Origin of the sequence: Cyclobacterium xiamenense, assembly GCF_009467825.1 — a bacterium.
In the GTDB taxonomy this organism is placed as follows: domain Bacteria; phylum Bacteroidota; class Bacteroidia; order Cytophagales; family Cyclobacteriaceae; genus Cyclobacterium; species Cyclobacterium xiamenense.
In genome coordinates, this window is the sequence record NZ_WIOK01000015.1 from 47,588 (window position 1) to 64,740 (window position 17,153).

The following is a 17,153-nucleotide window of genomic DNA, read 5'->3' on the forward strand; positions in this document are numbered from 1 at the left end:
TCTTATGCTTCGGTTGGAAGTACACTTACGTACGACCTTCCGTCATGCTTTTTGCTGAACGCAACTTTCCCTGGAGTCAATGCAAACAGGGTATGATCCTTACCCAAACCCACATTCAATCCGGGATGATGCTTGGTCCCCCGCTGTCTGACGATGATGTTACCGGCGATAACCGCCTCTCCACCAAATTTTTTCACTCCAAGACGCTTGCTTTCTGATTCTCTGCCGTTTTTGGAACTACCTACACCTTTTTTATGTGCCATAACTTTAGTTGTTTTTCGTGTGTCCTGATCGGATCCTTACAGTACGATATCTTCAATTAAAATCTTCGTGTATTGCTGACGGTGACCGTTTTTCTTTTTGTATCCCTTTCGCCGCTTCTTCTTGAAAACAATCACTTTGTCTCCTTTTACGTGATCGAGGATTTTCCCCGATACCTTGGCTCCTTCCAATAAAGGTGCGCCTACCGATACGGTACCGTTGTCGTCTGCCAAAAGCACCTGATCGAATTCTACGGAAGCGTCAACCTCACCTTGCATTTTTGGTGCAAAGATCTGCTGCTCTTTTGTTACTTTGAACTGCTTACCGGATATGTTTACTATTGCGTACATAATGGTTTGATAGATTACAATTATCAAAATTGAGGTGCAAATATACGAAAAAAATACATATAGATAAAAAAGTAGGCAAGTATTAATTTACGAATCGGTCCGAAGGCAGCCGATCATCCCAAAAATAAGGAAACAGATGCATTTTTTGGGGTATGTTTTCCGAATTTTCTTCTATAAAGAAACTAAATAGACGCTATTAAATTGATTTTCAATATCTTGGAAGCACACAAAGCGGAAAAACGGAAACTATTTCTTGACCAATGGTCAAAAAACCGACTTCTTTTGGGCTTTTCTGCGGGGAATCAAATTAATTCAAAAAAGTTACATCGCCCTATCCGGCCATTATTAATTAAAGTTATTATTTATATTTAGTAACTTATTTTACGATATTATAGGTATTTATGACCCTTTGACCGACGGTCAATTTATTAAGCTTTCCGAGGAATTTGGGCTTTACTTTTTCGAATTTCTTGCCCATATTTGTTAAGGTATTGTTACCAAACCCAACGAAGCAAACCGAAACGTGAAGAAAAGGCCGCGAAGCCATTTGTATAAAATTTATTCAATTTATTAAACCATTTGGACTAATGAAGTCAGAACCTATTTTAGAACAGGGAGATAACAGCCGATTTGTCCTATTCCCCATTCAGCATGATGACATTTGGGAATACTACAAAAAGGCGGAAGCCAGCTTCTGGACTGCAGAGGAGATCGATCTGGGTCAAGACCTCAACGACTGGAAAAACCTTAGCGATAGCGAACGCCATTTTATTTCCCATGTACTCGCTTTTTTTGCTGCCAGTGACGGGATAGTGAACGAAAACCTTGCCGAGCATTTTGTATCCGAAGTACAATATACGGAAGCAAAATTTTTCTATGGCTTTCAAATTGCCATGGAGAACATCCACAGCGAGACGTATAGCCTACTTATCGACACCTATATCAAAAATCCGGAGGAACGGGACCGGCTTTTCAATGCCATCGAGCACCTGGATTGTGTGAAAAAGAAAGCCGAATGGGCCCTTCGATGGATCGATCAGGGGGACTTTCACGAGCGCCTGATTGCCTTTGCCGCAGTGGAAGGAATTTTCTTCTCCGGCTCATTTTGTTCCATTTTTTGGTTGAAAAAAAGAGGCCTGATGCCCGGTCTGACCTTTTCAAACGAATTGATCTCCCGGGACGAAGGACTGCATTGTGACTTTGCCTGTCATCTGTACACCCGCCACGTGGTAAACCGCTTGCCGGAGGAGACAATCATTGGCATCATCAAAGATGCGGTTGAAATCGAAAAAGAATTTGTGACCGACGCGTTACCGGTACGGTTAATCGGTATGAATGCCGAACTGATGTGTCAATACATCGAGTTCGTTGCCGACCGGTTGTTGCAGGAATTGGGATGTTCCAAGGTTTGGAATAGTACCAATCCGTTTGATTTCATGGACATGATATCCCTACAGGGAAAAACCAATTTCTTCGAAAAAAGGGTTGGGGATTATCAAAAAGCAGGCGTTATGAAAAACAAAGACGTCGCCAACGGTTCAGGGAAATTTTCTGTAGAAGAGGATTTTTAACCATTTTTTCACCAGTAAATAACCAATCAATATGTTAGTAATCAAAAGAGACGGGAGAAGAGAATCCGTGCGGTTTGATAAAATCACCACCCGGATAGAGAATCTTTGCTATGGCCTGGACGGCCGCTACATTCAGCCCATTGAAGTGGCTAAAAAAGTGATCGATGGGCTGTACGATGGGGTGACCACCACCGAATTGGACAACCTCGCTGCGGAGGTATGTGCCTCATTGACCGTCAAGCATCCGGAATACGCCGTTCTGGCCGCCAGAATCGCCATTTCCAATCTGCACAAAACCACCAGTCAGTCCTTCTCCAACACCATGAAGCGGCTGTATACCTACATCAATCCCAAAACCGATGAGAATGCTGCGCTGATTGCGCCCGACGTGTATGGAATTGTAAAAAAGCATGCCGCCAAACTGGACGAAGTAATCGACTACAGCCGGGATTTTGATTACGATTTTTTTGGTTTTAAGACCCTCGAACGAAGCTACCTGATCAAACTCGACGGGAAAGTGGTGGAACGACCCCAACACATGTTGATGCGGGTGTCCATTGGTATCCACAAAGAGGACATTGATGCGGCCATCGAAACCTACCACCTGCTTTCGCAGAAATGGTTTACCCATGCCACGCCAACCCTCTTTAATGCCGGTACACCCAAGCCGCAGCTGTCTTCCTGCTTTCTGTTGACCATGAAAGACGACAGCATTGACGGTATCTACGATACCCTGAAACAGTGTGCAAAAATCTCCCAGTCGGCCGGTGGTATCGGGCTTTCCATTCACAATGTACGGGCCAAAGGATCTTACATCCGAGGTACCAATGGCGTCTCCAATGGAATTGTACCCATGCTGCGAAATTTTGATATGACGGCGCGGTACGTGGACCAGGGCGGTGGAAAAAGGAAGGGTAGTTTTGCCATTTACCTGGAACCCTGGCATGCCGATATCAAGGATTTCCTCGACCTGAAGAAAAACCACGGCAAAGAAGAGCTCCGTGCCAGGGATTTGTTTTACGCCGTTTGGGTGTCGGACTTATTCATGAAACGCGTGGAAGCCAACGAAGACTGGTCGCTCTTTTGTCCGCATGAGGCCCCCGGTCTCGCCGAATGCCATGGGGAGGAATTTGAGAGGCTCTACGAAAAATACGAGAAAGAAGGCCGAGCCCGGGAAACCATCAAGGCCCAGGAGCTTTGGTTTGAAATCCTGGAGTCCCAAATCGAAACGGGAACTCCGTACATTCTTTACAAGGATGCAGCCAATGGAAAATCGAACCAGAAAAATCTGGGGACGATCAAATCTTCCAACCTGTGTACCGAAATCATGGAGTACACCTCCCCCGATGAAGTGGCCGTGTGCAACCTCGCCTCCATTGCTCTTCCTAAGTTTGTACGCATTGGAAAGGACGGTAAAAAATACTTCGACCACCAGAAGCTCTATGAGGTAACCAAGGTAGTGACTCGAAACCTAAATAAGGTAATCGACGTGAACTACTACCCGGTTCCGGAAGCCCGTAAATCCAATTTTAGGCACCGCCCCGTCGGGTTGGGTATTCAAGGACTGGCAGATGCATTTATTCTATTGCGCATGCCGTTCGATTCCGAAGAAGCGAAAGGCCTAAATGAAGATATTTTCGAAACCATCTACTTTGCCGCCATGGAAACCTCCATGGAACTGGCCAAACTCAATGGAACCTACGAGACCTACGAGGGATCCCCGGTTTCCCAAGGCTTGTTTCAGTTTGACCTTTGGGGCGTGACGCCAAAATCCGGCAGGTGGAACTGGGCGGAATTGAAACAGAAAGTGAACAAGTATGGCGTGCGCAATTCCCTCTTGGTAGCACCCATGCCTACGGCCTCCACTTCGCAGATTTTGGGCAACAACGAATGCTTTGAACCTTACACCTCCAATATCTACACCCGCCGTACACTCTCGGGTGAGTTTGTGGTGGTCAACAAACACTTGATGAAAGACCTGATCCGTCTCGGCCTGTGGAACGACAGCATGAAAAACCGGCTAATCGGTGCCAACGGATCCGTTCAACATATTCCGGAAATCCCACAACACCTCAAAGACCTGTACAAGACCGTCTGGGAAATTTCTCAGAAAGTCATCATTGACATGGCGGCTGACCGGGGAGCCTATGTCTGCCAGTCGCAGAGCATGAACCTGTTCCTTCAGGAACCCAACTTTGGGAAGTTGACATCCATGCATTTTTATGCCTGGAAAAAGGGACTAAAAACCGGCATCTATTACCTGCGGTCCAAAGCCGCCAGTAGTGCCATACAGTTTACCGTGGACAAATCCCAGCTGGATAAAAAGCCAGTAGATGCGGCGGAAGCGGCCCCCGATGCCAAAAAGCAGCAACAGGACGCCATCGCCTGTTCGCTTGACAATCCGGACGATTGTGAAATGTGCGGGAGCTAAACACCCCTTCCTCTGCCACTACAAAGAGCAACCGTTGCGATGCATCGGTTGCTTTTTTTACCCCAATTTTTAGCACCACCTCCCGTCGCCCCTCTGTAGCAAACCCAGGGAGTTCGCGTTCATTCCTGCGAGCGATTCCCCACCCGATTCGGAACATTATCGAAATTCCGTAAGAGCCATAGATTTTTTCAATGGGAATAAATTTTTCATAATTACTAAAATTGGTATCTTGGATGTGTAAAGAGTGAATCAATTACTATATACTTATGGAAAACAGCACAAACCCAAACGCAAAATTATCGGACCTCAATGACAGCGCGGCAAAATGTCCCTTTCATGGAGGGGCACTCAAGCAGAGTGCAGGCGGAGGCACCAGAAACAGGGACTGGTGGCCCAATCAATTAAAGCTAAACATCCTGCGGCAACATTCCGCACTGTCCAACCCCATGGGCGAGGGATTTGATTACGCCAAGGAATTTGAATCTTTGGATCTGGCAGCCGTTAAAAAAGATTTAGAAGAGGCGTTGACGACCTCCCAGGACTGGTGGCCGGCGGACTACGGCCATTATGGCCCTTTTATCATCCGCATGGCCTGGCACAGTGCCGGTACCTACCGGATTTCTGACGGCCGTGGCGGGGGCGGAACGGGCTCTCAGCGCTTTGCCCCGCTGAACAGTTGGCCCGACAATGCCAACCTGGACAAGGCGCGTTTGCTCCTTTGGCCGGTCAAGCAAAAATACGGAAAGAAAATTTCCTGGGCCGATTTGATGATCCTGGCTGGCAACGTGGCTCTGGAATCCATGGGATTCGAAACCTACGGTTTTGCTGGCGGTCGGGAAGACATCTGGGAACCCGAAGAGGACGTGTACTGGGGATCCGAAGCCGAATGGCTGGGAGACAAACGCTACACCGGTGACCGGGAATTGGAAAATCCGCTCGGAGCAGTACAGATGGGCCTTATCTACGTAAACCCGGAAGGACCCAACGGTACGCCCGATCCAGTGGCATCGGCGAGGGACATCCGCGAAACCTTCGGGCGAATGGCCATGAACGACTACGAAACCGTCGCACTCATCGCAGGCGGTCATACCTTTGGTAAAACCCACGGTGCCGGAGACCCCACCAAATACGTTGGGCCCGAGCCAGCTGCTGCCGGTATCGAGGAGATGGGACTGGGATGGAAAACTACCCTGGGATCCGGAAATGGAAACAACACCATCACCAGTGGTCTGGAAGGGGCCTGGACGACTACTCCTACCAAATGGAGCAATAACTATTTCGAAAACCTATTTGGCTACGAGTGGGAACTGTACAAAAGCCCCGCAGGGGCCAATCAATGGCGTCCAAAAGACGGGGCAGGTGCAGGTACCGTGCCCGATCCGCACGATCCTTCCAAGAGTCACGCTCCGTTTATGCTGACAACCGATTTGGCACTCCGCATGGATCCGGAATACGAAAAAATCTCCCGGCACTTTTACGAAAACCCGGATGAGTTTGCGGATGCTTTTGCCAAGGCCTGGTTCAAGCTTACCCATAGGGACATGGGGCCACGTGCCCGGTACCTGGGACCCGAAGTACCACAGGAGGAACTCATCTGGCAAGACCCGGTTCCTGCCGTGGACCACGAACTGATAGATAGTTCCGATATTGCCGACCTGAAGACACAAATTCTTGCTACTGGATTGTCGGTATCGGAATTGGTAGGTACTGCCTGGGCTGCTGCCTCCACTTTCCGGGGATCGGATAAAAGAGGCGGAGCAAACGGCGGGCGGATACGACTCGCTCCCCAAAAAGACTGGGAGGCGAACAATCCCAAACAGCTCGCCAAGGTGTTGGACAAATTGGAGGGGATTCAAGAAACGTTTAACGGATCCCAGTCAGGTAACAAAAAAGTGTCCCTTGCCGATCTGATCGTTTTGGGAGGATGTGCTGCCATCGAGAAAGCTGCCAAGGATGCCGGGAAAGACGTGACGGTACCATTTACTCCTGGCCGAACCGATGCAAGCCAAGAGCAGACCGATGTAGAGTCTTTTGCCATTCTCGAGCCAGCAGCCGATGGATTCCGCAATTACCAAAACGAGCAACACATGGTGGCCGCCGAGGAAATGTTGGTAGATAGATCGCAATTAATGGGCCTGACCGCTCCCGAAATGACCGTTTTGGTCGGTGGTATGCGGGCCTTGAATACGAATTTTGACCAATCCGCCCACGGGGTATTCACCAAACGCCCGGGCCAGCTGACCAACGATTTCTTTGTCAACCTATTGGACATGGGTATCAGTTGGAAAGCTCTGGACGATTCCGACAAGGTATTCGAAGGGAAGGACCGAAAAACCGGCGAACGCAAGTGGACCGGAACCCGGGTGGACCTTATCTTTGGCTCCAACTCGGAGTTGCGTGCGCTGGCCGAAGTATACGGCTGCAGCGACGGCGAGGAAAAATTCGTCAAGGACTTCATCGCAGCATGGGATAAAGTCATGAACCTGGACCGTTTTGAATTGAAAGACTAACCCTCTTTTGATACCGTTTTTTTACAAGTAAAGGTGACCTGAATTCAGGTCACTTTTTTTTAGGCCAATGCCTTGCTGGCAAGAAGGGTTTTTCGTCTAGTAGCTCAACCCTTCCTGGTAGTGAAACAAGGCATACCCTTCGCCCTCCAGAAAGCCCGGTACATCCTCGAGGTTGTCTGTTACCGCCTGATTGGAAACAGGGGTGGAAAAAGGCATTTTACCTGCCGGAGCAAAAGCCCCGGTAATCACCTCAAATAGTGCCTGAGGAGTCGTTCCGAAGGTAGCTAAAACGGCGAGGGTATTTCCTTTATCCGCATCGTCGTAGATTTCATCGATCACCCAGGGATTGGAATAATCCATCACCAGAATGGTGGGTACCTGGGAGGCTATACTTCGCACATGTGCCACGTCGATATTGTTTTCAGATAGGGACAGCGAGATCGGTTCTCCCGTAGCATTGAACAGCGAGAGGGAGGGGATTACCCATTGCACGGCCAGATCGGCTTCTTCCGGGCTTTGTACCAGCTCCAGATCTGGAATACCCGGCAGCTCTTTCCATACAAATTTATCTCCTCTCGGATCGCTCTGAGCACTTCCCTGGATGGTTTCAAAATAGATCTTTTTCCGGGCGTCCACTGGCAGGCTGTTTTCCTCGTTTCGCAGCAATACGATGGATTTCCTCAGCGCTTCGGCCGCCCTCGTTCGAAATTCCTCATTTCCAACGATTATGTCCGCTTCTTGCGGATCAACATAGGGATTTTCAAAAATCCCCAACTGGAATTTTTCGATCAGCAAGCGCAAGACCGATGCATCAATCAATGCAGGGTCTACCATCCCATTTTCCACCACGGCAATCAGGTCGGATGGGTCGGATATCCCGGAAATGATGTTCGAACCGGCTTCAAGTGCCTTCTTGTACCGCTCGTGCAGGGACAGGTCCTCCACTCCCCAAACCATGCGGGTGAGTGGCCCGGTATCGGTGTTGACGATTCCGGAAAAGCCCAGCTCTCCCCGAAGCAAATCCGTAATTACGGCCTTATTGTACGAGTAGCCTACTTCTTCAAATTCCGTTCCCACTGGCATGGAGTAATACGGCATGATCGCCGAGGTACCTGCATCAATGGCCGCGCGAAAAGGCAGTAGATTCTCGTAAAACCTTCCCCCCGGGAATACTTGTTCCTTTCCCCATTCAAAATGCGAATCCTGCCCGCCTTTTCCCGAACCTCCACCCGGAAAATGTTTCATGGTCAAAGCAATGGATTTAGTGTTCAGTTGCTCGCCCTGAAACCCGATGACCACTTCCCGAATGATTTCTGCCACCCATTCCGGGTCCTCTCCAAAGGTTCCATTTACGCGGGACCAGCGGGGTTCGGTTGCCAGATCGGCCATGTACATATACCCCTTCCGTATGCCGGCAGCACGCCATTCCTGCCGGGAAATATCGGCAAATTCCTTGATCAATTCCAGGTCGCGGGTGGCAGACAGTCCCAATTCCCCAGGCCAGGCGGTAAAAACGGTCGCATTAAGCGCCGTACCTTCGGAGGCATTTCCCGAAATATGATTTCGGGGATTGGAAGTGATGATGGCCGGAATCCCCAAAGGTTCGGATTCACAAAGCTCCTGCAGGTGGTTGTTCCAGGTCGCAATAACCCCCGCAGGCTCGTTGAGACGCAGGATAAAATGACGGTTATGGAACGTTTGAATCCGTTGACTGGTACTGGTGGACGCGTTCATGCCACCAATAAAATTCGGCCTTCTGGCTCTTTCTTCCTCAGACTCTTTCACCTGCCCCTCGTCCAGATCGCTGGCCTGGTAGGCTCCTCCGGAGGCAGCGGCCTTCCTACTCCCCAACATGTTTAGCGTGTTGATGGACATAAACCCGGCTTTTTGCTCCAGTGACATTTGGGAGAGCAGATCCTGGCTTCGCTCTTCGGGGCTTAGACGCCAGTCTTCGTAGGGATCCAGGGTTCCGTTTTTGTTTAGGTCCTTAAACCGGTAGCCGTCGACTTCGATTAGCTCGAGGCTACGAAAACCAAGATCAGGCTGGGTATACTCGATTTTTTGCCCGCAGCCTCCAAGCAGTGCCGAAAGCAGAAAGGGTCCCGATAACCTAACGAATCGGCTGTCTACGGGAAAAATGGTCAAATGGCTTTTCAAGAGACCATGCATGAATGAATTCATAGGAATGGTGTTTGGTGATACGGTGGCAAAAATACCCCGTAACCACATCGCAGGCGTACCAACCGATAAGCTGGCACCTGTTTAGGACCTGATTTCTTGCTTGAATTCGCTCGGCGTGCAACCGGTTTCTTCCTTGAATAGCCGATTAAATGACGATTTGGAATTGAAGCCACAGGCGTAGCCAATGCCCAATATGGAATAATGGTCGTATGCCGGGTTCAACAACATCTTTTTGGCTTCCCGAATCCGATATTCGTTTACCAGTTTAAAAAAGTTTTTATTTTGGCCGCTGTTGATTACCTGAGACAACTTGTGCCGGGAAATATTCAGATCCGACGCCATTTGTTGGAGGCTGTACTCGGGGTTGAGGTAGGGTTTCGCTTCGGTCAGATATGCGAGCATGGCTTGGGTGACCTTTTCGATTTCCTCGCCAGTAATGGAAGACCCCGTGTATTTTTTACCTCCAAGAGGGGCTCCATTCGTTTCCGGCCGGATTGCGCCTTCCTCCGGCGTATAGATAACCGATTGATTGATCCCAAAAAAAACCATGATAAATACGAAAATGGTCAGGTTTACAGGAAGTAGGAAAAGGGAAGGAACTTCCAACTGCCACACTTTATGAAAAAAGAAGCGTGTGAAATCCACCATAAACAAGACAAGAAACAGGGAGAGCACCAACGCAAGCCAGCTCATGGAATTTGCCCGGGTATAGTTGGAAAAATGAAGGCGAATGTTTTTACGGTGTTTCAAAACCAACTTCAAACCAGATAGCCAATAATAGAACAGGGAGAGAATTAAGATCGCATAGTATACCTTATTGTAGACGTAAAGCGGGTTTTCCGATGAACTGGTAATGGGTACGGCTGGGGTTACCGACCGGTGAAGGGATACCAGTAAAAGCGGCAGCAGGTGAAGCAGTTGCCGGGGTTTAAGTCGAAAATCTTCTATGGTCAATGATTGCAAGTAAAAATAAAGTAGCGGACCAAACAGTAATAATACCGGGAAAATACCCGGTTTAAAATGGGTTACCACCTCAAAAGGAAGTAAAAGTGCCCCCAGAAACACGGCAATGATACCGAACCAAACTACTAAAAAAACAAAACTTACGTGCCTGGGGCGCTTGCTGATAAAAAGAAGCATCCCAAAAAGGGCTTGCACCAATCCGACTAAGGTAATACTTGTATACACGTTTTTTTTGCGGTAGTATGGCGGGAAAATGCAAAAAAGCAGTCTCTTAACCTCGTTTCGTCTAGACCTGCCAATTTTTTTGACCGGTGATTTTTTCTTTTTTCTTTTGGTAAATCTCGTTCAATTGCTTGGTGAATTCCTCCATCTCCTCTGCAACGGTTTGAATGTATCCAGAGTACTCTCTTAAATTGATTTCGTCAATTTTTTCTTCATTGCTGATAAGCTTTGTAAGTCCCAGCAGGTTGGTGACCGGCCTTCGCAAAATATGCGAAATATCGAACAGAATTTGCTCCATTGCCAACTCGTACTCGATATGACTGGTGATATCCTGGAAGCTGCCATACCATACCACGGTTCCATCAGCCTTTTTTTCAGGTCTTCCTTTTACCATGTGCCACCGGTGACCATCCGCCGCAGCCACACGGAATTCATGGTACCACAGTGAAAGGGATTCATAGGATTTCTCGTGGCTTTCTTTAAACGATCGAACATCATCCGGATGAATGACGCGGTAACCTGCATTGGGATCTTTCAACCATTCTTCCGGATCGATGGAGGGATAGAGCCGTTGGATACCTTCACTGATAAACTCAAATTTTTTTTTGCCAGAAGGTTTTCGAATCAACTGAAAAATCCCTCCAGGGATGTTGTCTGTTATTTTTTTTAGCTTTTCCGCGCTCAAGGCAATTTTACTTCGTTGCTGCAACATTTTTTTCCGCGTATTCAAAAAATCCATCGCTTTCTTCGCGAGAAGTTGCAGTGCCTTTTCCTGATTACTTGTAAGCTTTCTGGGTTTACTATCCAATACACATAAGGTTCCCAATACATTGCCACTTGGCGTTTCCAGCGGAGCGCCTGCATAAAACCGGATATTTGGATCTCCTGTTACGTACGGGTTGTCCCTGAAACGGGCGTCCTTTAGCGAATCGTTTACAACCAAGATTTCTTTTGGCTTGTGAAGCGCATGCTGGCAAAACGAATCTTCCCGGGCGGACTCCCGCTCTTCAAGTCCTTTGTTTGCTTTAAACCACTGACGTTTCTGATCGATCAGAGTAATCAGCGAAATCGGTGTGTCGCAAACCAGGGATGCGATTTCTGCCAATTCGTCTAACTCTTTCTCTGGTGGAGTATCAAGAATCTCGTACGCTTGTAATTCAGCCAACCTTTCTTCTTCCATGCTCATTCCTGCACATCATTTCTAGCTAGGGTAAAAGTTTAATCAGGTACTTCCGCTTAAAGCCGTGTTAATTCAATCCCCCACCTTTCCCAGGAAAAAGAGTAAACGTATGAAAACCTCGCATACCGGCCAGGCCACAGGGCTATGGGCTGCACCTAAGGAATAAAGGTATCAAATTTTGTTTAAATGGAGAAATCACCCGGTTTTATTGCATCGTCGTGTGCCTGATCCATTTTCCAGCGAGAACTTTGTTTTCTCAACCGCAGAAAGTGATTGCAAATGGGTTCAAATGCCCGGTGCCTTCCCATCATCCCTCTGCGTTAGCGGTAGCGCCACCACCTGCCGGCAAGCAGAACGGATTCGATCGCACTCCACCACTGCTCCATTGCAAGTGAGCGCGAGAGGTACTGTACCCCGCAGGTTTACGGATTGCAATAATCACAATACATGGGGTCCTCTGCATCCTTGTCGCATATTTTTTCCGTTTTGCTAAAGCCACATTTGACGCAGCCGTAAACCCTTGCCTGTGGCGAGCGGGTGGGTCTACCGCAGAGGGAACAGGGCATCCCCGGTTGCACCCCCCTGATTCCAAACCCCGGGCTGTTGCATTTTTCGCATTGCACCAGGACTCTTTTTAACAGCTCGTCCGTGGCTTCGCCGATAACCTTCATGCGCATGGGGTTGTACAAGGCGCGCATATCGGTTTCCACAAAGGCCTGTCCAGAGCGAGCCAAAAACATCCGGAATGTTGCCAGCAATTCCTGCTGCTCGCAAATCCCCTTGCAAACCGTATCGATCGCTCCCCGACGCTCCCGCAGGATCAGCCCATGAGAGGGGAAATGCGCCTCCCGGGCAAATTCAAGGAGTTCCGCCTCCGTTTTACAGTATCGGGAACCGAAATTCGTTTCCGCACTCAATTTCCTACCCACGATCTCAAGCCCCTGTCGTTTGTCGAGCAACATAATAAGCTCCTCGTTGCCCGGTAGAAAATAATAAGTCGGGTGCGCTCCAAATGAACCCTCACTGGCGATCGCAAGATCTACACCCGAGTAACTCATGGCCAACTCACATTTCTTTCGTGCGGTCGCGAGGGGGCCTTCCTTTCGCTCCACTTCTCCGGAAAACGTTCCCAGCAAGTCGGTGTCTAATTCCAAACAAACAAAAGGTAGCACCCCCAGTTGGGAGGCTACCTTTGGCCCAATCAGGGTTTCTTTCCCGTGCTTCGTAGCAATGACCAGCCGTCTACCCGCAAAAAAATCCCTGGCATTCATTTTTCAGTATAGCTACCGCAATCACAGGGCTTCCCATTGTAGGTTGCCCCGATACCGGTGGGTAACCTTACCTCCATTGTCCAGGGCCAACAGGAATATCCAAGTGTTGTCACAAAGATCTCGTACGGCGCGGTGTTTTTCCAGAATGGCATTCATGGCCTCAATCGGAGCCTCGATCACCACATTGAGGCGTAGCGGTTCGTGCTGGTACCGGGTGCCATCGTGTACCGACTGCATGGGCAGTCCCACCCGCAAATCGCCGGAATACCCTTCCAGCACACCCAATCCAGCAGTGACGTTGTGCAGGGTTTTGTTTCCGGACCCGAAATTCAGGTTGTCGACCGTTGAGCCGTAATATTGCAGGTTTATCCAGCTGGTAACCACCATGGGCGCTGTCATGATCAATTCAAGTATCGAAAAATCAGCATCTTTTTTCCAATCGTACGAATGCAGGAACGATTGTCCACCAAAATTCAGCTTTTTAGTCCGCTCGCGGGGTGCTACCACAAAGGCCGAACAGCCCGCAAGTCCCCATTCCGGGCGAACCTGGGACCAGTCCTTACTGCGCGAAATAAGGGCCTGATCCTGGTTTTCCGTAATGGCCATTCTCAGTGCTCGCTCTGCACGCGCTCCCCGAGCAGCTTTTGCCAGTGAACGCTTGAGGTCCCCAAATTCTCCGATATGAGAGAGGGGTACCTCCTGCTCATTGAATATGCGAACCTCATCGGTGGTGGTATCGTGCAGGCAGGCCAGAAATACCGTATCCTCCGGGATGGATAGGTTCGCCTCGACTAGCTGCTTGCGAACTTCTTTATCGTTTAGCACGGCAGCAGCCACCTTGGCATTTGCTTCTCCGGAATGCCCTCCACAGGCGCCGCAGTCAAGCCCGGTGGCATGGGGATTATTCACGGATGTCGACCCATGCCCAACAATCAGCACGAAAGGGGCAAAATTTTCGGTGAGCGACATGGCGTTCAGCGCGTTTTTCGCCAGTTGAGTGCGTTGTTCCAGCGGTATTCCGACCGATAGGTCGGCATGATTGCCTACCTCCAGGGAAATGCTCTTTTGCTTCGCTTCCTTCCGGTCCAATCCGGCCCCATCGGGGTGGGGAACGGGTCGGGTAATACCGAAGGAGTCGGTAAATAGCTTGGGCAGGTAGGACAGACCCATGGGGCTGACAAAGCTAAAACAGGTAATAGCGCCGGATTTAAAGGATTTCCATACCTGCTTTAACTGATGGCGTAGCACCCGATTGCTGTGGGCCCGCTTGTTCGTAGCTGCATCCGGAATTTCTTCCAAAATAGTCGGCCCTGTGGGAATCAGTACCGGACATTGCGCTTCACCTGTGCTGTGAGCGAGCGGCACAAATTGGATCGGAAACGCAAAAAACCCTGCAAATCCAATCGTTTCTACCTCCGAATCTGTCTGCTCCAGATTGCGCCGATATACTTCCGAACGTACGTCAATACAAAATATGGCCTGCGCTTTCGGACGGGTTGGTTTTGCCATTTCGTTCGCCGGTGCCCGCTGAAATTTTTCGATGAGTGCCCGTTGGGCAGCCAGATCAAAGGCTTCCTGCAAAACAAGCAGGTCAGAAAGCTCCTCACTTAGCTCGGTATCTTGGTTTGCCTCGACAAGCCGTTTCTTTGCCGTCAGCCACGAAAAGCGGAGTTGCGGTCCATCCAGGCATTCGAGCAAGCAGGCTTCCCAGCAAAGGAGCACCGATAAAAATTCCAGGGATACGGCTCCTTTTTTACCGTACAATTCCTTGTCCCAATCCAGCCGCGCCGCATAGGCCGACCAGCCGCCTACCCGAAGCAGCAGTCGATGCAGGTAAAGGGGAAGAGCGGACTCCGGCACATCGAGTACCTCCAATGCCTTTTGGGCTGCCTGCAGGCGGTCCGCTGGCAAGGCTTCGACCGCTTTTCGAAATCCTTTTAAACCGGTAATTTCAGTTGTTAAATCCACTGTGGCTTCTTCTCTCCAGGCTTTAAAGAGCCCGATTTGGGGGTTGGAAGCCTTCCACAGCGCCTGTCCTTTATCAAAATAGGAAGCAGCCCAGGTAGAAATTCTGCCCGTCACAAAACGGTTCCAATCTTGCTTTGTAACCTGGGTAGCTACATCGCTATACGTGGCAATGGTGGCCGTACCTACGCCTGCATCCTCCTTTGTCTCCAGGGACTGAATAAAGGCATCTACATCCCTGCCGTTACCGGCCTTTTTCATCAGTGCCTCTCCCAGGTCCTTCCGGGAAATGATTCCCTCCCGAATTTTGTTCCGATAAAACGAAACGGGAAGGGTCGTTTGAATGCCACCAACGGTAGCCAACTGCTGAGCCACCGTTTCAAAATTTTTATCGGTAAGTCCCAGGTAAGGGTTCACCGCAACAAAATTCTCCAGAGGCCATACCGGTGCAATTTTCTTGCAGGCCGTCTGCAGCGTGGTTGTAAGCGTGATCTTTTTTCTTTCCTTGGGTAGTAGTAATACTTGATCTTCCATTTTTTTAATCAGCGATTGGTTGTTCCTGAAAATGTCTAAGGCTATTTGGGAGGGGTTAGTTATTGTTTTTTTTGTTGGCGGTTACCGATTGGGCATTTGCCGTGGCAGGTGCAGCGAGAACTTGCCTGCTTTGCGGGGAAAGTAAATGCAAGGCATGAATCATTCGGTCAAACCATGCATTGGCGTAAAATCCGTTTCGGACGTGAACGGCCATGGCCTGGTATGAGGGCTTATTGGAAAGTTGGGGCGCTATCATCTGAAAAAAGACGACCAAAGCAAAGCCCGACAGCACCAGACCGGCAACCAGTAGCTTGCCGTATCCCAACACGGCCGTTTCCGGAACCTGCGTTCCAAGGAGGTAATGCGTAGCAGATTCCAATGCAAAAAATGCCGTGGTAACCGTAAGCGCCATAAGGAACGCTTGTGCCAATAACCGCGTATCCCAGGCGCGGGCAATGGCAGCTGTGAAGAGGCGGGCCAGGCCCATGACGATGACTGCACCAATTAACACAAGCGCCAGGTCGTTTTGCGGATCAATTCCCCAAACAAATGCAAACCCGGCGTACAAAAGCAATGCCGACACGATACCCGAAACCACCTTCAGTGGACTGAGCGGACTGGTTTGGTCGGCAACTTTCGCTGCACGGACCAGGTCAATCTGGCTTCCGGAAGAGAGAAATGCGTGCGCTTTGTAAAAAGAATGGGCTACCAGATGCAATAAGGCAGCTGGATAAACGCCCATTCCACAAACCATCAAACTAAATCCCATGTGTCCTACACTGGAGTAGCCCAGGGCCGTCTTAATGGACGGTTGGGTCAGGTAAGCAACCGAGGCAAAAAGTGCTGTAAATCCACCCAACCCCATGAGTAACAGGGGAGCGATCGTACCGGCATCCATCACAAAAGCCATGCGGATAATTAGGAACGGACCCGCATTTAACAGGCCTGCATGCAACAGAGCGGATACCGGAGTAGGGGTCTCCATCACTTCTATCAACCATCCGTGTGTAGGAAATTGGGCGGACTTAAGAATCGCAGCAACGGCTAAAAACAGGGCCGCAAGCTCTACCGTATGGGGGACATCTCCAGAAGAAACGGCCGCTTGCACACCCAAAAACAGCTGCTCTAGATTCCCTGACCCGTATTGGGTATACAGCAAGACCCCTGCAACCAACAGGCTGGCATCCCCCAGTCTTGCCAGAATAAATTTCTTTTTGGCGGCAATTTGCGCACCCGGTCGTTCGGGATAAAAGACCAGCAGACGGTGCAGGGAAATACTGGTCAATACCCAGGCAATAAACAGCAAGCCGATATTGCCCGAAAGCACCAGCAATTGCACGGAAGCGATCGTGGCAGCCAGTTTCCCCATAAATGCTCCCTGTCGGGAATCCCCGTCCAGGTAATTCTTACTAAACTTAATAATGATAAAACCTAAAAGAGCGATCATTCCCAGCATCAGCAAGCTGAGCGCATCCAGCCGAATGCTGAACCCAACGCCACCGATGCCCAACAATCCGGATTCCAACAGCCCATGCTTTGCAACGAAAATGCCACAGAATCCTGCGATCAAGAGGCTGGCGACAGACGCCACGCCACTCAAAAGGATGACTTGATTGGGCCTGCATCCCGGCTGAAACCAGGAAGCGACGGCTGTCGCTACAAATACCAGAGGTGAGAGAAGTGCAATCAGGGGCAGTAAATTTTCAATCATGGA

The 17,153-nt window shown here is 49.6% G+C and carries 11 protein-coding genes; 3 read left to right on the top strand and 8 right to left on the bottom strand.

Annotated features, from left to right (window positions below):
* Positions 1–2: 2 nt before the first annotated feature.
* Both rpmA and rplU read right to left on the bottom strand, forming a co-directional pair.
* On the bottom strand, positions 3–263 hold the full coding sequence (rpmA, locus tag GCU44_RS12745) for a 50S ribosomal protein L27 (RefSeq protein WP_092171777.1): 261 nt from the start codon (positions 261–263) through the stop codon (positions 3–5).
* A gap of 36 nt (positions 264–299) precedes the next feature.
* A complete protein-coding gene (gene rplU, locus GCU44_RS12750; protein WP_092171774.1) occupies positions 300–611 on the bottom strand; it encodes a 50S ribosomal protein L21 in 312 nt (103 codons plus the stop codon).
* Between the two features lie 587 nt (positions 612–1,198).
* Here rplU and GCU44_RS12755 point away from each other — a divergent pair.
* From GCU44_RS12755 to katG, 3 genes are all read left to right on the top strand, one after another.
* Positions 1,199–2,182: a ribonucleotide-diphosphate reductase subunit beta gene (locus GCU44_RS12755; protein WP_092171772.1), complete on the top strand. Its 984-nt coding sequence runs from the start codon at positions 1,199–1,201 to the stop codon at positions 2,180–2,182.
* A 31-nt stretch (positions 2,183–2,213) separates the two neighbouring features.
* Positions 2,214–4,613 carry a ribonucleoside-diphosphate reductase subunit alpha gene (locus GCU44_RS12760; RefSeq protein WP_154856747.1) on the top strand — a complete coding sequence of 800 codons (2,400 nt, stop codon included), beginning with the start codon at positions 2,214–2,216 and terminating at the stop codon, positions 4,611–4,613.
* Between the two features lie 266 nt (positions 4,614–4,879).
* Positions 4,880–7,123: a catalase/peroxidase HPI gene (gene katG / locus GCU44_RS12765; RefSeq protein WP_241684937.1), complete on the top strand. Its 2,244-nt coding sequence runs from the start codon at positions 4,880–4,882 to the stop codon at positions 7,121–7,123.
* 96 nt (positions 7,124–7,219) lie between these two features.
* Here katG and GCU44_RS12770 read toward each other — a convergent pair whose 3' ends face one another.
* The 6 genes from GCU44_RS12770 to GCU44_RS12795 form a co-directional block, all read right to left on the bottom strand.
* Entirely contained in the window at positions 7,220–9,304 is a 2,085-nt protein-coding gene (locus GCU44_RS12770; protein ID WP_241684938.1) for a glycoside hydrolase family 3 protein, read from the bottom strand.
* A gap of 81 nt (positions 9,305–9,385) precedes the next feature.
* Positions 9,386–10,492, bottom strand: a complete 1,107-nt coding sequence (locus GCU44_RS12775) for a helix-turn-helix domain-containing protein (RefSeq protein WP_241684939.1) — start codon at positions 10,490–10,492, stop codon at positions 9,386–9,388.
* A gap of 61 nt (positions 10,493–10,553) precedes the next feature.
* The gene (locus tag GCU44_RS12780) at positions 10,554–11,675 is read right to left on the bottom strand and encodes a GAF domain-containing protein (protein WP_154856748.1); all 1,122 of its coding nucleotides are present in this window, start codon (positions 11,673–11,675) and stop codon (positions 10,554–10,556) included.
* A 416-nt stretch (positions 11,676–12,091) separates the two neighbouring features.
* A complete protein-coding gene (locus GCU44_RS12785; protein WP_154856749.1) occupies positions 12,092–12,940 on the bottom strand; it encodes a DUF6671 family protein in 849 nt (282 codons plus the stop codon).
* Between the two features lie 21 nt (positions 12,941–12,961).
* Complete coding sequence (locus tag GCU44_RS12790; protein ID WP_154856750.1) at positions 12,962–15,439, bottom strand: YbcC family protein; 2,478 nt, start codon at positions 15,437–15,439, stop codon at positions 12,962–12,964.
* 55 nt (positions 15,440–15,494) lie between these two features.
* Positions 15,495–17,150 (bottom strand): proton-conducting transporter transmembrane domain-containing protein, encoded by a 1,656-nt coding sequence (locus tag GCU44_RS12795; RefSeq protein WP_154856751.1) that lies wholly within the window; start codon positions 17,148–17,150, stop codon positions 15,495–15,497.
* Between the last annotated feature and the right edge of the window lie 3 nt (positions 17,151–17,153).